At 72.6% G+C, this 17,734-nt stretch carries 18 protein-coding genes; 14 read left to right on the forward strand and 4 right to left on the reverse strand.

The window, feature by feature from the left end; all coding sequences use genetic code 11:
• Positions 1-34: 34 nt before the first annotated feature.
• Entirely contained in the window at positions 35-631 is a 597-nt protein-coding gene (locus AB0J72_RS08245; protein WP_363396054.1) for a hypothetical protein, read from the forward strand.
• Here AB0J72_RS08245 and AB0J72_RS08250 read toward each other — a convergent pair.
• On the reverse strand, positions 625-1,404 hold the full coding sequence (locus AB0J72_RS08250; protein WP_363396057.1) for a hypothetical protein: 780 nt from the start codon (positions 1,402-1,404) through the stop codon (positions 625-627). The two genes, AB0J72_RS08245 and AB0J72_RS08250, sit on opposite strands and share 7 nt — an antisense overlap.
• A 167-nt stretch (positions 1,405-1,571) precedes the next feature.
• Here AB0J72_RS08250 and AB0J72_RS08255 point away from each other — a divergent pair, with 167 nt between their 5' ends.
• Positions 1,572-2,306, forward strand: a complete 735-nt coding sequence (locus AB0J72_RS08255) for a DUF998 domain-containing protein (protein ID WP_363396060.1) — start codon at positions 1,572-1,574, stop codon at positions 2,304-2,306.
• Here AB0J72_RS08255 and AB0J72_RS08260 read toward each other — a convergent pair.
• Positions 2,303-2,854 carry a hypothetical protein gene (locus AB0J72_RS08260; protein WP_363396063.1) on the reverse strand — a complete coding sequence of 184 codons (552 nt, stop codon included), beginning with the start codon at positions 2,852-2,854 and terminating at the stop codon, positions 2,303-2,305. The two genes, AB0J72_RS08255 and AB0J72_RS08260, sit on opposite strands and share 4 nt — an antisense overlap.
• A 131-nt stretch (positions 2,855-2,985) precedes the next feature.
• Between AB0J72_RS08260 and AB0J72_RS08265 the strand changes: the two genes are divergently transcribed.
• From AB0J72_RS08265 to AB0J72_RS08275, 3 genes are read left to right on the forward strand one after another with little or no spacing between them, the layout of a single operon-like run.
• Positions 2,986-4,920: a histidine kinase gene (locus AB0J72_RS08265; RefSeq protein ID WP_363396066.1), complete on the forward strand. Its 1,935-nt coding sequence runs from the start codon at positions 2,986-2,988 to the stop codon at positions 4,918-4,920.
• Positions 4,911-5,555 carry a response regulator transcription factor gene (locus AB0J72_RS08270; protein ID WP_363396069.1) on the forward strand — a complete coding sequence of 215 codons (645 nt, stop codon included), beginning with the start codon at positions 4,911-4,913 and terminating at the stop codon, positions 5,553-5,555. The genes AB0J72_RS08265 and AB0J72_RS08270 overlap by 10 nt, the downstream gene beginning before the upstream one ends.
• A gap of 35 nt (positions 5,556-5,590) precedes the next feature.
• Positions 5,591-6,505, forward strand: a complete 915-nt coding sequence (locus AB0J72_RS08275) for a GNAT family N-acetyltransferase (protein WP_363396072.1) — start codon at positions 5,591-5,593, stop codon at positions 6,503-6,505.
• A gap of 24 nt (positions 6,506-6,529) precedes the next feature.
• Here AB0J72_RS08275 and AB0J72_RS08280 read toward each other — a convergent pair whose 3' ends face one another.
• The gene (locus AB0J72_RS08280) at positions 6,530-8,119 is read right to left on the reverse strand and encodes a penicillin-binding transpeptidase domain-containing protein (RefSeq protein ID WP_363396075.1); all 1,590 of its coding nucleotides are present in this window, start codon (positions 8,117-8,119) and stop codon (positions 6,530-6,532) included.
• Between the two features lie 45 nt (positions 8,120-8,164).
• Here AB0J72_RS08280 and AB0J72_RS08285 point away from each other — a divergent pair, with 45 nt between their 5' ends.
• The 8 genes from AB0J72_RS08285 to AB0J72_RS08320 all read left to right on the forward strand — a co-directional run bounded on the left by AB0J72_RS08285 (position 8,165) and on the right by AB0J72_RS08320 (position 16,475).
• On the forward strand, positions 8,165-8,452 hold the full coding sequence (locus AB0J72_RS08285; RefSeq protein WP_363396078.1) for a hypothetical protein: 288 nt from the start codon (positions 8,165-8,167) through the stop codon (positions 8,450-8,452).
• An 85-nt stretch (positions 8,453-8,537) separates the two neighbouring features.
• Complete coding sequence (locus tag AB0J72_RS08290) at positions 8,538-9,314, forward strand: alpha/beta fold hydrolase (protein ID WP_363396081.1); 777 nt, start codon at positions 8,538-8,540, stop codon at positions 9,312-9,314.
• A gap of 25 nt (positions 9,315-9,339) precedes the next feature.
• On the forward strand, positions 9,340-9,831 hold the full coding sequence (locus AB0J72_RS08295) for a hypothetical protein (RefSeq protein ID WP_363396084.1): 492 nt from the start codon (positions 9,340-9,342) through the stop codon (positions 9,829-9,831).
• A 519-nt stretch (positions 9,832-10,350) separates the two neighbouring features.
• On the forward strand, positions 10,351-11,667 hold the full coding sequence (locus AB0J72_RS08300; RefSeq protein WP_363396087.1) for an enolase C-terminal domain-like protein: 1,317 nt from the start codon (positions 10,351-10,353) through the stop codon (positions 11,665-11,667).
• Between the two features lie 20 nt (positions 11,668-11,687).
• A complete protein-coding gene (locus tag AB0J72_RS08305) occupies positions 11,688-12,728 on the forward strand; it encodes a sugar ABC transporter substrate-binding protein (RefSeq protein ID WP_363396090.1) in 1,041 nt (346 codons plus the stop codon).
• On the forward strand, positions 12,728-14,233 hold the full coding sequence (locus AB0J72_RS08310) for a sugar ABC transporter ATP-binding protein (protein ID WP_363396093.1): 1,506 nt from the start codon (positions 12,728-12,730) through the stop codon (positions 14,231-14,233). The genes AB0J72_RS08305 and AB0J72_RS08310 overlap by 1 nt, the downstream gene beginning before the upstream one ends.
• Entirely contained in the window at positions 14,230-15,222 is a 993-nt protein-coding gene (locus tag AB0J72_RS08315; RefSeq protein WP_360574339.1) for an ABC transporter permease, read from the forward strand. Before AB0J72_RS08310 ends, AB0J72_RS08315 begins: the two co-directional genes overlap by 4 nt.
• Positions 15,223-15,413: 191 nt before the next feature.
• A complete protein-coding gene (locus AB0J72_RS08320) occupies positions 15,414-16,475 on the forward strand; it encodes a glycoside hydrolase family 11 protein (protein ID WP_363396096.1) in 1,062 nt (353 codons plus the stop codon).
• A gap of 55 nt (positions 16,476-16,530) precedes the next feature.
• On the opposite strand, the gene AB0J72_RS08325 is transcribed toward AB0J72_RS08320, so the two are convergent.
• A complete protein-coding gene (locus AB0J72_RS08325) occupies positions 16,531-17,199 on the reverse strand; it encodes a helix-turn-helix domain-containing protein (RefSeq protein ID WP_363396099.1) in 669 nt (222 codons plus the stop codon).
• Positions 17,200-17,255: 56 nt separating this feature from the next.
• On the opposite strand from AB0J72_RS08325, the gene AB0J72_RS08330 reads away from it, so the two are divergent.
• Entirely contained in the window at positions 17,256-17,720 is a 465-nt protein-coding gene (locus AB0J72_RS08330; RefSeq protein WP_363396102.1) for an isoprenylcysteine carboxylmethyltransferase family protein, read from the forward strand.
• Positions 17,721-17,734 lie beyond the last annotated feature (14 nt).

A 17,734-nucleotide genomic window follows, 5' to 3' on the forward strand; every position in this document is an offset into this window, starting at 1 on the left:
TGGCCGGCTGACCGAAGCGGTGGCCACCCTCCGCGTGTTCGCCGACGATGGTCGCACCAATGCGGCGTCCGCCCTGGCGGATCTGCTGCGTCGCAACGGTCGGGTCGACGAGGCCGTCGACGTGCTGCTCGCGGCCGTGCGGGTGGAAGAGGCCACGCACGGGTGCACCACAAGTGCGCTGGTGACGATGCTGGTCGACGAAGGCCGGCACGACGACGCGCTGCGCTGCCTCGACGAACTGGAGCGCGAGTTCTCCCTGGCCGACGTCTTCCGCGATCGCGTCTGGGTGCTCGAGACGTGCGGGCGGGGGGACGAGGCCCTCGACCTGGTGCGGGCGCATCCCGGGTCCGGCGACGATCACATGTTGGTGTTGGCGGCCGAGATCCTGGAGCGCCTCGACCGGGGCGGGGACGCGATCGCCCTGCTGCGTCCACGGGCGACATCGCATGACGTGGGCGACGCTTTGGCTGAGCTGCTGGTCCGGCGGGGAGAGGTCGACGACGCCATGGCCGTGATCCACGCGCGAGAGCCGATGGTGCTGTGGGCCGACGACCCATGGGGCGGCCTGACAGTGGGGAGTGCCGACGATCCGTCGGCTGGTCCGACGCAGGAGCGTGCGGCGGCTCAGTAGCCGAGCGCGGTGGCGGCGACGGAGCGGAGTTCGGCGGCGACCGGGGCGGGGAGGTACAGGTCGGCGAGGTTGCGGGGCGAGTCGCGGAAGACGATGCCGTAGAGGGTGGCGGCGTCGAGGTAGCGGGCGGTGTCGTTGGGGTGCTTGCCGTCGGGGTCGATGAGGAACGGGGCGCCGTGGGTGGCGATCAGTGTCTCGAACGCGTCGGCGATCGGAGCCACGACGTTCGGGGTGGGCAGGGCGGCTGACAGGGCCGCGTAGTTGGTGTCGATCGCCGTCTTGGCGGCGGCGCGGGACGGGAACGGGGCGGGGTTGACCAGGGCCCAGTTCTTGAACAGCACGACCCGGCCGCCGGGTTTCAGGGTGCGGCGGAAGGTCGGCGCGTACAGGCTGAGCAGGGTGCGTTTCGCCGCGGGCAGGTTCGTGGCGACGAGCGTGCTGTACTCCTGCAGGACGATGACGTCGTAGCGCCTGCCGCCGCCGAGCGCCCGCGCGACGAGGCCGTCGTCCCAGGTCTGCCGCAGCGTGTAGCCGGAGTGGATCACTTCCGTGACGTCGGCGGTACGGCCGGCGGACGACGCGAGCCGCCGGACCAGCGCGGGCGTGTCCTCGCCGGTGGCGGCGGTGAACGAGCCGAGCAGGCTGTTGCCGACGAACAGCACGTCCAGCACGTCGGCGCGGGCGCTTCCCTGGGACGTCCGCGGCGCCACCCACACCAGGACGGCGGCGAGGAGGACGACGACGGCGATGTACGCCCGGTGACGGTACGGCATCAGGCGCGACCCCCGAACGCGACTCCAGACTGTGCTCGATCAGGGTGCGGACCGTCGCGCCGCCTGTCAATCCACCGAAGGGCGCCACAAGGTAGGGCAAGCCCCCGACGGAACCGGCCTGCTGCCTGGACTGCGCCGGCCGGGTGGGGCCGGGTTTGCTGGTACCCGTGCAGCGGGGATCACGAAGTGGACGGCGGCAGCTCGTCCTGGGCGCGACGGCCGTCGGTGTGCTCGTCGTCCTGCACTGCCTGCCCGGCTCCGGCGGTGTCGACCCGGTCCACGAGACCCTGTCGGAGTATCCGTTGCGTTCCGTGGACGTGGGGCTGCCGTACGCGATCGCGCTGCTGAGCGCGAACGCCGCCACCGCCCTGCTCGGCGCCGCGATGGTCCGGCAGGGCGTGCTCCGCGGCTGGCTGGTGACGGCGCTGCTGGTCACCTGGTGTGCGAGCCTGCTGGGCCTGACCGTGTTCCTCAAGGATCCGCTCGGCTCCGACGGCACCTGGTACGGCACGGTCCACAAGCTCTGCGCCGCCGCCAACTTCGCCAGCCTGCCGACCCTGTGTGCGCTGCTGTGGTGGCGTTTCCGGAGGTCCCGGCGGTGGCGCGGCTACGCCCGGACGGTCGGTGTCCTCGCCGCCGCCACCGTCCTGTGCACGGTCCCGTTCGCCGTCGCGTTCCTGCTCCACGGCGGCCACGTCGCCGCGACCGGCACCGCGCTCGGCCTGGTCGAACGCGCCGTGGTGGCCCTCGACGCCGCGATGATCGCCACGCTGACCGTCTGGTCCCGCGCGACGCCCGCCCCGCCCGGCACCAGGGCAGCGGCTCTTCCGGTGCGCCGGGCGAAGCGCCGCCGCACCACTTGGCTGTGGGGCGCGGACATGACGGCGGCGCACGGGGTCTAGGCCTCGCTCTGGTCGGCGGGAGTGTGGAGCGCGACGGCGGCGAAGGTGGCGACGAGGGCGGCGTTGACGGCGACGGCGAGCCAGCCGATGTTGGCGATGTGCGCGACGGGCCAGGCGAGGGACGCGACGGCGAGCAGGACGACCGTCCACAGTGGCTGGGTGCGGCGCAGGACGGCGGCGCCGAGCAGGAGGGTGAGGGGGAAGAACAGGCCGAGCGGCTTGATCAGGGTGGCGGCGCCGGACGCGGCGACGAGGTCGGTGTCGCCGAGGGAGACGTGGATGGTGTTGAAGCCGTAGGCGACGTTGCCGGCGGCGCCGAGCGCGCCGACGACGAGCAGGACGGCGGCCAGGGCGCCGCGGCCGAGGGCGACGAGCCGCAGCATGAGGAGGATGTACGCGGTGGCGCCGAGCACGTGGAAGACGGCGGCGAGGGGGTCGTCCCAGCCGCGGACGGCGTACAGGACGTCGGCGATCAGGTAGATCACCGGGGCGACGAACAGTGCCGCGGTCAGCACGCGGTCGACGGGCGTGGCGGGGGGTGCGGTCATGTCGGACTCCTGAGAGAAGCGGGTACCCGTACCGTGGCCGCCACCACCATCGGGAGGCATCGGGGCCGGCCCTGGAACATTGCCGGGTTAACCCTGCTTCCGTCGGGCGCCGGCGCTGGCACGATGTGGACGTGGCGGGCGACGGGACGCTGGGCAGGGCGGCGGTGGGTGCCGCGACGGCCGTGCTGGTCGCCGGCGGCGCCGCGCTCGGCTGGCACGTCGGGAACCTGCACAACGGGCTGATCGCGGCGGCGTTCACGGCGGTCGGGCTGTTCGTGCTGCGGCGCAGCCCGCGCAACCCGGAGGGGCGGCTGTTCGTCGCCACCGGCGTCGCGCACGCGGTGATGTACGCGGGCCGCCAGTACGGGCTGCATCCGGGGCCGCTGCCCGGCGCGTCCTGGGTCGGCTGGTGCGGGGTGTGGCCGCTGCCGCTGGTCCTGGTGCTGATCGGGGTGACGGTGATGGGCTTCCCGACCGGCCGGCTGCCGTCGCGGGCGTGGCGGCCGGTCGTCGTGGTGCTCGGCGCCGTCGGGCTGGTCCTGTCGGCGGTGTCGGCGCTGTGGCCGGTCGAGTACGCGCGGACCGGGCTCGTCGCCGCGCACCCGCTGCACCTGCCGGGCGCCGCGGCGGCGGAGGCGTTCTACGGGGTGGCGCGGCCCGTCGGGTACCTGCTGCTGCAGCTGACGTGGGCGGCGTGCGTCGTCGTCCGGATGCGGCTGGCGCGCGGCGACGAGGCGCGGCAGCTGCGCTGGTTCGTGTACGCGGTGACGGTGTCGGCGGCGGTGATGGTCGTCGGGCTCGCCGTGTGGCGCTCGCCGGTGCCCGGTGCGCTGACGGCGCCGCTGATCGCGGCGGCGGCCGGTGCGGCGATCCTCAAGTACCGCCTGTACGACATCGATCCCGTCATCAACCGGTCGCTGGTGTTCGGCGCGATGGCCGCGATGGTGACCGCCGGCTACGCCGTCGTGGTGACCGGCGTGGGGCGGCTGGTCGACGGGCACGGCACGCTGCTGTCGCTGGCCGCCACCGGGGTGGTCGCGGTCGCGTTCGAGCCGTTGCGGCGCAGGGTGCAGCGGGTCGCGGACCGGCTCGTGTACGGGCGGCGCGCCACCCCCTACGAGGCCCTCGCCCGGCTGTCGGCGCACCTGACGGCGCCCGCGGGCGGCCTGCTCGACGGGATCTGCACCACCGTCGCCGACGCGGTGGGCGCCCGGGAGGTCGTCCTGTGGACGGGACCGCCGGACGCGCTGCGGGCCGTGTCGGTCTGGCCCGCGGCTTCGCCGGTACCGGATGGGACGCGGCGGCTGGAGGACCTGGTGGCCGTGCCCGTGCGGCACGACGGCGGGTTCCGCGGCGCGCTCACCGTGACGAAGGCGCCCGGCGGGCCGCTGTCGGCCGCCGAACAGCGTCTCGTCGGCGACCTGGCCGCGCAGGCGGGGCTGGTGCTGGAGCTGCGGGCGACCGCGCAGCGTCTGGTCGCGGCCGGTGACGCCGCCCGCCGCCGGCTCGAACGCGACCTGCACGACGGCGCGCAGCAGCGTCTGGTGACGGTCGCGATGGAGCTCGGCGGGGTGGTCCGCGCGGCGACCGCGGCCGGCGCGGACGACGTCGCCGCCCAGGCCTCCGCCGTGCGGGTGCGGCTGCTGGAGGCGACGGCCGAGCTGCGGGAGATGGCCCGCGGGCTGCACCCGGCGGTCCTCACGCAGGACGGCCTCGAGGCCGCGGCCGGCTTCCTCGCCGACCGTTCGCCGCTGCCGGTGCGGCTCACCGTGTCGGTGGGGCGGCGGCTGCCGGCCGAGGCGGAGGCGACCGCGTACTTCGTGGTGAGCGAGGGCCTGACGAACGCCGCCAAGCACTCCGGCGCCACCGTCGTCGCGGTGACGGTCGCGCTGTCCGCCGCGGGTCTGGTCGTGGAGGTGGCGGACGACGGTACGGGCGGCGCGGCGGTGCGCCCCGGCAGCGGCCTGGAGGGGCTCATGGACCGGCTCGCGATCCTCGACGCGCGGCTGACCGTCGACAGTGGACCGGCCGGCACCCGGCTGCGGACGGTGATCCCGTGCGCGTGATGCTCGCCGACGACGGCGTCCTGTTCCGCGAGGGCATGGCCCGCATCCTGACCGAGGCCGGCTGCACCGTCACCGGTCAGGCGGGTGACGGCGCCTCGCTGCTGGCGCAGGTGCGCGCCGCTCCCCCGGACGTGGCGGTGATCGACCTGCGGATGCCGCCGGGCTTCGCCGCCGAGGGGATCGAGGCGGCGGCCGCGATCCGCGCGTCGGCGCCCGGGGTCGGGCTGATGCTGTTGTCGCAGTACCTGGAGGTGCACCACGCGCTGCGGCTCATCACCGAGTTCGACGGCGGGGTCGGCTACCTGCTGAAGGACCGGGTGTCGGACCTGACCGCGTTCGCCGTCGACCTTCGCCGCGTCGCGCACGGCGACACCGTCATCGACCCGGAGCTCGTCTCCAGGCTCGTCGCCCGCCGCCGCGAACGCGACCCGCTCGACGACCTCACCGACCGCGAGCGCGCGGTGCTCGCCCTGATGGCGCAGGGCCTGTCGAACGCGGCGGTCGCGGCCGACCTGCACCTCGCGATCAAGACCGTCGAGGCGCACGTCACGTCGATCTTCACCAAGCTCGGCCTGGTCCAGCACGAGCGCGAGCACCGCCGCGTCCTCGCCGTCCTCACGTTCCTGCGCGCCTGAGGCTGCTTCCTGCGCCTGAGGCTACGATGCGCACCGTGAGCTCACCGCTGACGGTGCGCCCGGCCAGGGTCGAGGACGTGGCGCAGATGGCGCGGGTGATCGTCCGGTGCTGGCGGGAGACGTACCGCGGGCTGATGCCGGACGCGGTCCTCGACGACCCCGGCCTCGTGCCCCGCCGGGAGCGGTTCTGGACCGCGGCGCTGACCGACGAGCGCTACCGCGGCAACCGGGTGGCCGTCGCCGAGCGGGACGGCTCGCTGATCGGCGTCGCCATGTCCGGGCCGCCGACGGACCCCGCGGCGGCGTGGGCGCGGCAGCTGTACGTGCTCTACGTGCACGCGGAGGACCACGGCACGGGCGCCGGGCATGCCCTGCTGGAGGCGGTCCTCGACCCCGGCGAGTCCGCGGCGCTGTGGGTGGCCGACCCGAACCCCCGCGCGCAGGCGTTCTACCGCCGGCACGGCTTCGCCGCCGACGGGACCGCCCAGGACGACGACGGCGTCCGGGAGATCCGGATGGTCCGCCGCCTGCACCGGCACCCCGAGCTCGGCGCGTTCGAGGCGTCGCCGTTCGAGTGGCGCGCGTTGTCGCCGGTGCGGCTGGCCGGCACGGACGAGGTGACGCTCGTCCTGACGCCGATCGCCGGCGTCGACGACGGCCAGGGCCCGCTCTTCGACACGGCGGCCGGCGTCGTGCGCCGCCTGGACCCGCACGCGCTGCGGCGCACCGTCGCCGAGGCCTGCCTGGAGCTGTACAACAACACCTGGCGGCAGGACGACGCCGAGCTGGACGAGCCGGCGTTCACCGCCCGCATCACCCCGACCGCCGTCGACGTCACCGAGGAGGACGTCACGGTGTACCTCGACGACGGCGGCCTCTTCGGGCAGCACTCCATCGTCGTGTACCTCGACCTGGACCTGACGGTCATCGACGTGAAGCTCGCCGGCTGACCTGAACGCCCTCACGAACGCGCGCTAGGCGAACGCGACCTCGCGCGGCGGGGCGGTGAAGTCGCGGACCGGCAGCGGGGCGAGGCCGTCGCGCTGGACCGTCGCGACCGCGCCGATCGCTGCCTCGGGCACACCGGCGGGGATCCCGGCCTGGCCGGTGCGGGCCCACGGCGCGGTCGCGATCATGCCGGCGGTGGCCAGCTGGGGTCCGGTGATCACGACGGAGCAGGCGCGGCGGCTGTCCATCACGCCTGACTGGCCGGCCACCGGGCGGCCGACGGTGGCCCGGACGGTGGTGGCCGGCACGGCACCGGCGCCGCAGCGGTCGCCGAACGCGGACGCGTCACCGACCGGGCAGCGGGCGGCGTCGATCGCGGCGCGGGCCACCTCGGGGCGCAGCACGGACTCGCAGTTCGGCCCGACGCCGGGCACCTGCGCGCCGGTGGCGTCGGTGACCTTGGCGGCGGGCAGCGGGTCGCAGTGGGTGCCGTCGGCGGCGAGGGTCGCGTACGCGTTGGCCAGGTCCAGCGTGCTGGTCGCCGAGACGCCGAGGGTGAACGCGCCCCACCCCGCGCTGTTCTTGCCCAGCGCCTGGTCCTCCTTGGCGCGGAACGTGATGCCGAGGCGCTGCGCGAGGGCGACGGCCTTCTCCACGCCGATCCGCTCCTCCAGCTCCACGAAGTAGGTCACCACCGTGTGCCCGAACGCGTCCCACATGGTCCGCCGCCCCGACTGGTACGCCTTGTCGCCGGTGTTCGTGGGGCAGTAGTACCCACCGTTGCAGGCGAGCGGGCTCTGCGGGTCGATGCGGAACTTCGACTGGTACACCTTCTTCGTGTCGATCGCGTGATCCAGTTTCAGCCCGCCCTCCAGCGCCGCGGCGAGGGTGAACATCATGAACGGCGCGCCGGCCTGCGTGCCGGGCATGTTGTCGTCGCCGGCGACGAGCGCGTCCGTGGCGTCCGGCCCCGTGTACGACCACGCCGGCGGACCGTCGCCCGACGACACGCCCGGGCTCACGGCGGCGGCGGCCGCGCGGCGGAAGTTCCGGTTCACGGCCATCGCCCGGATCAGCCCGGTGCCGGGCTCGATCGACGCGACGGAGAACACGTTCGGGTCGGTGACCGGCACGACCGCGTCGACCCGTTGCTTGGCGGCGGCCTGCAGCTTCGGATCGAGCGAGCCGACGATGCGGTACCCACCCTGCCGCAGCCGGCCGGTACGCTCCGCCTTGTCGGCCCCGAACGCCTCCTGCCCCTGCCACCAGGTGACGACGGAGTCGCAGAAGAAGCCCCAGTCGTTCACCGGCGCCCGCAGGCAGCTCTCCCGCGGGTCCTCCGTGTCGAACCGCGCGATCAGCGTCGTGCCGTCCGCCGCGAACAGCTCCGAGGCCCGCGCGGCGGGCGCGGGCGTGCCCTTCGGCGGGTCGGCGTCCCTGTCCCTGGACCGCCAGACCACGACGCCGACCACCGCGGCGACGACCAGGACCGCCGCCAGCAGCACCGTCCGCCGCCCGCCCGGCCTGTCCTGGTGCGCCGACTCGATGATCGACACGTTCGGCCCGTCCCCCGCCACCACAGCCTCCGTCGTCCGCTTCGTCGTCCGCTTCGTCATTCACTTCGTCGTTCGCTTCGTCGTTCGCTTCGTCGTGAAGGTCGGATGTTATCGACTCACACCGCTGCCCCGCTGCCCGCCGAAGGTTCGTACATCAACAACGCCTCCGGCACCTGCGCCCGGATGCGGCTGGAGTCCTACGACGCCAACCACAACCTCGTCAACAGCCGCAACGACGGCACCTTCTGCGCACCCAACGGCGCGCTGCACTCCCGGATCGTCTACTTCGCCGCCCCGGCCGGCTCCACCATCACCCACGCCCACGCCGTCCTACAGGTGCAGAACTCGAACGGCACCTACTCCGACGCCGGCACCGACTACGCCGACTACTGACCGTCGCGCGACCGCCGGCCCGCCGCCGCACCGAGCGGGCCGGCCGTTCTCCTCGTAGGGTCGGAAAGGACGAGGAGGGATGACGATGGAACAGATCACCTCGAAGGACGGCACGACGATCGCGTTCGACCGGATCGGGCACGGACCGGCGGTGGTGCTGGTCGCCGGGTCGGCCTCCGACCGCTCGGACAAGACTCCCCTGGCGGAGTACCTCGCCGCCGACTTCACCGTCCTGAACTACGACCGCCGCGGCCGTGGCCCCAGCGGCGACACGCAGCCCTACGCGGTCGAACGCGAGATCGAGGACATCGCCGCGGTGATCGACGCGGCCGGCGGCGAGGCCGGCCTGTTCGGGGGGTCCTCAGGCGCGGCCCTGGCGCTGCTCGCGGCGAGCGCCGGCCTCCCGGTCACGAAGCTCGCGATGTGGGAGCCGCCGTACCTGCCGGAAACCATGCCGGCGCCGCCGCCGGACCACGTCCAGCAGCTCGAGACGATGGTCGTCGACGACCGGCGCGACGCCGCGGTCGAGTACTTCATGTCGACGGTCGTGGGCCTGCCACCGGAGGCCGTCGCCGACATGCGCCGGAAGCCCTTCTGGGCCGAGACCGTCGCGCTCGCGCACACGCTCGCCTACGACGCCCGCATCCTCGGTGACTACCGGCTCCCGGTCGACCACGCGAAGCACCTGACGCTGCCGACCCTCGTACTGGCCGGCGGCAGGGACATGCCGTTCATGCGCGACACCGCGGCGGCCCTCGCCGAACTCCTCCCGGCAGGCGAGGCTCAGTTCCTCGACGGCCAGCCCCACAACGTCGACGCCGCCGTCCTCGCCCCCGTCCTGAGGGCCTTCTTCAAGGGCTGACCCGGACTCGTGCCAGGATTGGCGGGTGGCCGGACCGGGGAAGTCGATCGTCGAGGTCCCGCTGCTCGAAGTGCTCCCGCGCGACTGCGCGGCGGCCGTCGGGGAGATCCGCCGCCTGGCCGGTGAGCTCGACACCCACGCCGCCGGCCGCGTCGCGTGGCACTGGTTTCCGGAGCACAGCCGCCCCGCGGGCCACGGAGACGTGCTGCTCGACGCGTCGATCACGCTGTTCAACGCCGACGCCGACTGGCTGGCGCTGACCCTCGACCTGGCCTGGAGCCCGGACCTGACGGTCAATGCGGCGGTGGAGGTCGCCTGCTGGTGCCGGCCGGACCACAACACGCACTATGTCCGCGATCAGACCTGGCAGGTCACCGGCGGCGCCGACCTCGTCGACGCGTTCGCCGCCGGCATCGCGATGCTGAAACCAGTCCTGGACCACGGCCCCTTCCACCCGCTCCCCTGGCGCGCCGACGCAGGCCTGCCGCAACCAACCGACTGGGCCGCATCCAGTTGATCGAACAGCGGATCCGGCCGCCATGACGGCCAGATCCGCGACTCGATCTTGCGCGAGCCACGGGATGCTGCGCGCAGGCGCGATGGCCGCCGCGGCGCGCCGGAGGCGCGCGGGAGCGCAGCGCGCTGGCGGTGTGAGCGCAGCGAGCATGGGGGCCGCGGGTGGGAACCCCCGCCGCGCGCCGGAGGCGCGCAGCTGGCACAGAGCAGCATGACAGCGCACGCCGGCCGCGGAAGGCGCCTTCCGCGACCGGGGTGCCTACCCTGCTCAGCGTCGGCGTCGCCTTGCAGGGTGTCGTCCGCAGGTCTGCGAGCGGTGGGTCCGCTCATCCAACCATGGACAACCCTCGACACCGAGTGAACATCGGAGGTATCGGTTCGTCAAGAACGGTGCCGAACTTCTGTCCGCACGAACAAAAGCGACAGGCTCCAAGATTTTGGGCCTTGCAGAGCGGTGGCGAAGCCTGCTAGACATCGGATGTCTTCGCACGGCTTGCGGTACCGGAAAGAGGGAGGGGCCATGACCAACCGATTCGTGTCGCTGGACACCTACGACGTACGGTTCCCGACCTCGAGAGCGCTCGACGGCTCCGACGCGATGAACCCCGACCCGGACTATTCGGCCGCCTACGTGGTCATTCGTACCGACGACGGGGCCGGCAAGGCGGAGCAGGGCGAGGGGCACGGGTTCGCGTTCACCATCGGGCGCGGCAACGAGGTCCAGACCCGCGCGATCCAGGCGCTCGCCCCCTATCTCGTCGGACGTCTGGTGAAGGAGGTGCTCGACGACCTCGGCGGCCTGTACCGCGAGCTCGTCTACGACTCGCAGCTGCGCTGGCTCGGCCCGGAGAAGGGCGTCATGCACATGGCGATCTCCGCGGTCGTCAACGCGCTGTGGGACCTGAAGGCGAAGCGGGCCGGGCTGCCGCTGTGGCGGCTGCTGTCGTCGATACCGGCCGAGGAGCTGGTCGACCTCGTCGACTTCCGGTACCTGTCGGACGCGCTCACCCCCCAGGAGGCGCTGAAGCTGCTCCGCCGCGGCGAGGACGGCCGGGAGGAGCGGATCCAGACCCTGCTCCAGCGCGGCTACCCCGCGTACGCCACGTCACCCGGCTGGCTCGGCTACGACGACGCGAAGCTCGCCATGCGCTGCCGCGAGGCGCTCGACGCGGGCTTCACGCAGATCAAGCTCAAGGTCGGCGCTGACCTCGAGGACGACCTGCGCAGGATGAGGATCGCCCGGGAGGTCTGCGGTCCCGGCGTGCGGATCGCGGTCGACGCCAACCAGCGATGGGATGTCGGGACCGCGGTCGACTGGGTCCGGGCGCTCGCGCCGTTCGACCCGTGGTGGGTCGAGGAGCCCACCTCCCCCGACGACGTCGTCGGGCACGCCGAGATCGCGCGCAGGATCGCCCCGATCCCCGTCGCGACCGGAGAGCACGTCCAGAACAGGGTCGTGTTCAAGCAACTGCTCCAGCTCAACGCGGTCTCGTTCGTCCAGCTCGACGCCGCCCGCGTCGCCGGGGTCAACGAGAACGTCGCGATCCTGCTCCTCGCGGCGAAGTTCGGCGTGCCGGTCTGCCCGCACGCCGGTGGGGTCGGGCTCTGCGAGCTCGTCCAGCACCTGTCGATGTTCGACTACGTCGCCGTGTCGCGGACCATGCACGACCGGGTCATCGAGTACGTCGACCACCTGCACGAACACTTCACCGACCCGGTGCGCATGGACCGGGGGCACTACCTGGCGCCCCTCCAGCCAGGGTTCAGCTCCACTATGCGGGCCGAGAGCCGGGCCCGCTACGCCTTCCCGGACGGCCCCGTCTGGAACACCCCCTGAAGGAACCTGAGGAATCCGCCATGAAGCTGTTACGACCGGCCCTGCTGGCCACCGCCCTGGTCGTCTCGCTCACCGCCTGCGATTCGTCCACGACGCCCAGCGCCGACAAGACCGACGCCAAGGGTGGGCAGATCGCCGTCGACCTGCCCCGCGCCGACTCCGACTTCTGGAACTCCTACGCCAAGTACATCCCGCAGTACGCGAAGGACTCCGGCATCAACCTGATGACGCCGACGAACTCGCAGAACGACATCGCCAAGCTCGTCGCGAACACGCAGGCGCTCACCAGCCAGGGCGCGAAGGCGATCGTGATGGCGCCGCAGGACACCGGCGCGATCGCGACCACCCTCACCCAGCTGGAGCAGAAGAAGATCCCGGTCGTCACCGTCGACACCCGCCCCGACAAGGGCAACGTCTTCATGGTGGTCCGCGCCGACAACCGCGCCTACGGGCAGAAGGCCTGCGAGTTCCTCGGCACCAAGCTCGGCGGCAAGGGCAAGGTGATCGAGTTCCAGGGCTCGCTGTCCAGCGTCAACGGCCGGGACCGGTCGGAGGCGTTCGCGGAGTGCATGTCCAGCAAGTTCCCGGGCATCACCGTCTTCGCCGAGCCCACCGAGTGGGAGGGCGCGAAGGCGTCCGCGGCGCTGCAGACGCGCCTCGCCCAGCACCCCGACATCAACGGCATCTACATGCAGGCCGGCGGCGTGTTCCTCGCCCCGACGCTGCAGCTGCTGCGCACGAAGAACCTGCTCGTGCCGCCGAGCGACCCGAAGCACATCTTCATCGTGTCCAACGACGGCATCCCGCAGGAGTTCGACGCGATCCGCAAGGGCGAGATCGACGCGACCGTGTCCCAGCCCGCGGACCTGTACGCGAAGTACGCCCTCTTCTACGCCAAGGCCGCGGTGGACGGCAAGACGTTCCAGCCCGGCAAGACCGACCACGACAGCACCATCGTCCAGGTCCGTGAGGGTCTGCTGGAGGACCAGCTGCCCGCCCCGCTCGTCACCAAGGACAACGTCGACGACTCGGCGTTGTGGGGCAACCAGATCGGCAAGTGATGACCGACGCGACCGGCGCCTCCACCGTCCCGGCGGTGGAGGCCGTCCACACGAGCAAGCGCTTCGGCGCCACCACCGCGCTGCACGACGTCTCCATGTCGATCGCGTCCGGCAGCACCCACGCCCTCGTGGGCCGCAACGGCGCCGGCAAGTCGACGCTCGTGTCGCTGCTCACCGGCCTGCAGAGCCCCGACGCGGGCGCGATCGCCTTCGACGGCAAGCCGGCCCCGCCGGTCGCGGACCGGTCCGCGTGGCGGCGCCGCGTCGCGTGCGTCTTCCAGCGCTCCACCATCATCCCCGACCTGTCGGTGGCCGAGAACCTGTTCCTCAACCGCCAGGGCGACGTCGTCCGCTGGGGCGCGCTGCGGCGGAAGGCCGCGGAGCTGCTGCAGGAGTACGCCGTCGACGTCGACCCGGCCGCCCGCGCCGGCGACCTCGGCGTCGAGCAGCGGCAGCTCGTCGAGATCGCCCGCGCGCTGTCGCAGGGCGCCCGCTTCATCATCCTCGACGAGCCGACCGCCCGGCTCGACGCGACGGCGATCGACCGGCTCTTCGGCCGGCTGCGGGCGCTGTCCGCGACCGGAGTGACGATGCTGTTCATCTCGCACCACCTGCAGGAGATCTACTCGGTCTGCGACACCGTGACCGTGCTGCGGGACGCGCGGCACGTACTGACGGCGCCGGTGGCCGACGTGGACCACGACGCACTGGTTGCCGCGATGACCGGCGAGGCGGTCGGTCTGACCGAGGTCGAGCCCCGCCCGCCCGTCGGCGACGCCACCCGTGTCGCGTTGCGCCTGAAGGACCTGACGCTGCACGGCTCGTACAGTGGCATCGACGTCGACGTGCGCGCCGGGGAGATCGTCGGCGTCACCGGCTCCGGCAGCAGCGGCAAGGTCGCGCTCGCCGAGACGGTGGGTGGGCTTCGCCGCCCGACGAATGGGAGCGTCAACGTCGGCGAGCAGCCGGTGGCGCCGGGGAGCGTACCGGCCGCGCTCGCCGCCGGGATCGGGCTCGTGCCCCAGGACCGGCACCGCGAGGGGCTCATCCCGCTGCTGTCGATCGCGGAGAACGCGACGCTGCCGATCGCCGGGTCGTTCGGCCGGTTCGGCTACGTCGCACCCGGCCGGCTGCGGGACACCGCGCGGTCGTTCATCGACCGCTACGACATCCACGCGGAAGGCCCGTCGGCGCCGGTGAGCAGCCTGTCGGGCGGCAACGCCCAGAAGGTCGTGCTGGCCCGCGCCCTGAGCACCGCGCCGTCGGTGCTCGTCCTCATCAACCCGACCGCGGGCGTCGACGTGCGCTCCAAGGAGTCCCTGCTCGGCGCCGTCCGGGCCGCCGCCGACACCGGCACGGCGGTGCTCATGGTCTCCGACGAGCTCGACGACCTGCGCCACTGCGACCGGGTGCTCGTCATGTTCCACGGCCGCGTCGTCGCGGCCCTGCCCGCCGGGTGGAGCGACACCGACGTGGTCGCCGCCGTCGAAGGAGTCAACCGATGACCACAGTCCCGGCCCGTCTGTCCGGGATCCGCCTGGCCAGGATGCGGGACCTCACCCTCGTCCCGGCCATCCTGCTCCTGCTCGTCGTCGGCGCGATCGTCGACCCCGTCTTCCTGTCCAGCGCCAACATCGTCAACGTCCTGCAGCAGCAGACAGAGCTGTCGCTGCTGGTCCTGGCCGAGACGATCATCCTCATCGGCGGCCGGTTCGACCTGTCGCTGGAGTCGACCGTCGGGCTCGCCCCCGCGCTCGGCGTCGCGCTGGTCATCCCGGCCGCCAGCAACGGGCTGGGCACCGACTGGCCGTCGGCGCTCGCGGTGCCGATCATCCTGCTCGTCGGGCTCCTGGTCGGTGCGCTGAACGGGCTGCTGATCCTGCGGTTCGGCCTGTCGGCGTTCATCGTCACGCTCGGCATGCTCATCGTGCTGCGCGGCCTGCAGATCGGCATCACCGGCGGGCAGAACCTGTTCGAGCTGCCGCCGTCGGTGCTGTACCTGGGCAACGCGACGTGGCTCGGGCTGCCGCTGTCGATCTGGCTGTGCGGGCTGCTGTTCGCCATCGGCATCGCCGCGCTGGGCTGGTTCCGCCACGGCCGCGCCGTCTACGCCATCGGCGGCAACGTCGACGCGGCCCGCGCCGCCGGCATCCGCAGCGACCGGGTCATCTGGATCGTCTTCATGGTCGGCGGCACCCTCGCCGCGCTCGCCGGCCTGCTGATGACCGGCCGGCTCGGCTCCGTCGCCGCCGCCCAGGGCCAGGGCATGATCTTCACGGTCTTCGCCGCGGCGGTCATCGGCGGCGTCAGCATGGACGGCGGCAAGGGCACCCTGTTCGGCGCGCTGTGCGGCGTGCTCGTCCTCGGCCTCATCAACAACATCCTGACCCTCGCGGGCGTCTCCGCGCAGTGGATCCAGGCGGTGTACGGCCTGATCATCCTCGTCGCCCTGATCCTGGCCCGCGTGACGACGGGCAAGGCACAGGACTCCTAGCGACACCTCTGGACCGGCGTGGTGGGCGGTGTCTTGGCGGTCACCGCCCACCACGCCTTTTGCGGAAACTTTCACGGTACTGCGGCCGTTTTCGCTGCTCAGGACCGCCGCGCACTTTCGAAATACCCGATCCCACAGCACGCTCCCGCATTCGGCGACAGTTTGCGCTGACTGCATCGAAGGGAGCAGACATGCACCATTCCAGACGCCTGCTGCTGGTCGGCGGGGCGTGCGTCGCGCTCGTCGCCGCCGGCGTGGTCGCGCTGACCACCGGCACCGCCAGCGCCGAGGCCGACCGGACCGTCACCGCCAACACCACCGGCACGCACAACGGCTACTTCTTCTCCTACTGGAAGGACACCGGCAACGTCAGCATGACGCTGGGCGCCGGCGGCTCGTACAGCGTCCAGTGGAGCAACATGAACAACACGGTCGTCGGCAAGGGCTGGAAGCCCGGATCCAGCCACAGCGTGAACTACTCCGGCACGTTCAACGTGAACGGCAACGGCTACCTGGCGCTGTACGGGTGGACGCTCAACCCGCTCATCGAGTACTACGTGGTGGAGAACTTCGGCAGCTACAACCCGAGCACCGGCGCGCAGCGGCTCGGCTCGGTGACGACCGACGGCAGCACGTACGACATCTACCGCACGCAGCGCGTGAACCAGCCGTCCATCATCGGCACCGCGACGTTCTACCAGTACTGGAGCGTCCGGCAGCAGAAGCGGACCGGCGGCACGATCACCACCGCCAACCACTTCAACGCCTGGGCGGGCCTCGGGCTGAACCTCGGCACGCACGACTACCAGATCCTCGCCACCGAGGGCTACCAGAGCAGCGGCAGCTCCAGCATCACGGTCAGCGAGGGCCCCGGCCCCGGCCCGACCACGACGTCGCCGCGGCCCTCGCAGGTCACGTCGACCCCGCCGCCCGGCGGCACCGCGGCGTGCCAGGTGACGAACGCCGTCAACGCCTGGAACACCGGCCTGACGGACAACATCACCATCACCAACACCGGCACGGCACCGATCAACGGCTGGTCGCTGCGGTTCAACCTCGCGGCCGGGCAGACGATCACCTCCGGCTGGAGCGCCACGTTCGCGCCGAGCAGCGGCCAGGTCACCGCGACCAACGTCAGCTACAACGGCTCCCTCGCGCCGGGCGCCTCGACGACGATCGGCTTCCAGGCCAACCACACCGGCAACGCCGGCGCGCCGAGCGGGTTCACCCTCAACGGCGCCGCCTGCCGCTGACGGTCCGGGTCGCGCCGGGTTCCCGTCCCGGCGCGGCCCGTCGCGGGGCTCGCGCTCAGTCGTGGTTCGCGGGTGTACGCGACGCCGGCGGGACGAGGAGGGCCGCCGCGACGGTGTCGACGTACCAGCGCTGGAACCGCTCCGCTGGCCAGCCGCGCTGGCGGACGAGCCAGTCGTAGTTGCGCACGTCCATGGCGAGCCACAGCACGTCGGCCGCCGTGCCGGCGGTGTGCTCGGGCCGCAGCTGACCGGTCGAGGCCAGCTCGGCGGCGAACATGCCCATGCCGGCGCGGCGGTCGTCGACGTTCTTGCGCCAGATCGCGGCCGCGTCGGCGTCGGCCGTCGCCGCGGCGGCGAGGGCGAGCATCACCTGAGCCGTCCGGGCGAGGGTCTCGGCGAGGTGCCGGGCGTAGCGCTCGAGCTTCGCCCGGGCGTCGGACAGCGCCTGGATGTCGGCGACGAACTGCCGGTCGGGCAGCGCCACGGGTTCGTCGTCGCCGGCCACCATCACGTCGACCAGCGCGGACAGCAGCGCCTGCTTGCTGCCGAACACCTTGTAGACGGTCTGGATCGCGACCCCCGCCTCGGCCGCGACGGCGGTCAGCGGCGTGGCCGCGTAGCCCGGCTCGACGAACAGGACCGCGGCCGCCCGCAGGATCGCCCCGCGGGTCTGCTTCGCCTGCTCCTGTCGGTGAGCCGACTCGTAACGCCGCTTGACGGCCATCGGGTGAGTGTAGTCCTCTATTCGTTAGAGCTTCGCTCTACCGAAGGAGTCGTCCGATGACCGCATCTCCCGCGCGGGGCGCGCGGGTCATCTTCATCCCACCGCCGGCGTACTACGCCGCGGGGCTGGCGGGCGGCATGGCGATCGACAGCGCCGTCGCGGCCCCGCTCGGCGTGCACCCCGCCGTCGGGGTTGTCGTCGCCGTCCCCGGGCTGGCGCTGGCCGCGGGCGGCGTGGCCGCGGTCGTCCGCCACCGCACCACGATCGTGCCGCACCACCCGGTGTCGACACTGGTCACCGGCGGCGCCTACCGGCTGTCCCGCAACCCGATGTACACCGGCCTGGCCGTCGTCTACCTCGGCCTGACGCTGCTGTTCGGCTCCTGGTGGCCGCTCGTCCTGCTGCCGCTCGTGCTGCTCGCCGTGCGCCTGCTGGTCATCCGGCCCGAGGAGCGGTACCTCACCGGACGCTTCGGCCAGACCTACACCGACTACCAGTCCCGCGTACGGCGCTGGCTCTGACCGCTCCCGGCCTG

This window comes from Dactylosporangium sp. NPDC049742, assembly GCF_040674675.1.
In the GTDB taxonomy this organism is placed as follows: domain Bacteria; phylum Actinomycetota; class Actinomycetes; order Mycobacteriales; family Micromonosporaceae; genus Dactylosporangium; species Dactylosporangium maewongense.

What these genes read in the sequence shown, in the direction of transcription:
- AB0J72_RS08325 (WP_363396099.1), bottom strand. Translation starts at nt 17,199, where the DNA reads ATGGCCGTCAAGCGGCGTTACGAGTCGGCTCACCGACAGGAGCAGGCG.
- AB0J72_RS08290 (WP_363396081.1), top strand. Translation starts at nt 8,538, where the DNA reads ATGGAACAGATCACCTCGAAGGACGGCACGACGATCGCGTTCGACCGG.
- AB0J72_RS08260 (WP_363396063.1), bottom strand. Translation starts at nt 2,854, where the DNA reads ATGACCGCACCCCCCGCCACGCCCGTCGACCGCGTGCTGACCGCGGCA.
- AB0J72_RS08305 (WP_363396090.1), top strand. Translation starts at nt 11,688, where the DNA reads ATGAAGCTGTTACGACCGGCCCTGCTGGCCACCGCCCTGGTCGTCTCG.
- AB0J72_RS08315 (WP_360574339.1), top strand. Translation starts at nt 14,230, where the DNA reads ATGACCACAGTCCCGGCCCGTCTGTCCGGGATCCGCCTGGCCAGGATG.
- AB0J72_RS08330 (WP_363396102.1), top strand. Translation starts at nt 17,256, where the DNA reads ATGACCGCATCTCCCGCGCGGGGCGCGCGGGTCATCTTCATCCCACCG.
- AB0J72_RS08310 (WP_363396093.1), top strand. Translation starts at nt 12,728, where the DNA reads ATGACCGACGCGACCGGCGCCTCCACCGTCCCGGCGGTGGAGGCCGTC.
- AB0J72_RS08250 (WP_363396057.1), bottom strand. Translation starts at nt 1,404, where the DNA reads ATGCCGTACCGTCACCGGGCGTACATCGCCGTCGTCGTCCTCCTCGCC.
- AB0J72_RS08320 (WP_363396096.1), top strand. Translation starts at nt 15,414, where the DNA reads ATGCACCATTCCAGACGCCTGCTGCTGGTCGGCGGGGCGTGCGTCGCG.
- AB0J72_RS08285 (WP_363396078.1), top strand. Translation starts at nt 8,165, where the DNA reads ATGTTATCGACTCACACCGCTGCCCCGCTGCCCGCCGAAGGTTCGTAC.
- AB0J72_RS08300 (WP_363396087.1), top strand. Translation starts at nt 10,351, where the DNA reads ATGACCAACCGATTCGTGTCGCTGGACACCTACGACGTACGGTTCCCG.
- AB0J72_RS08280 (WP_363396075.1), bottom strand. Translation starts at nt 8,119, where the DNA reads ATGACGAAGCGGACGACGAAGCGGACGACGGAGGCTGTGGTGGCGGGG.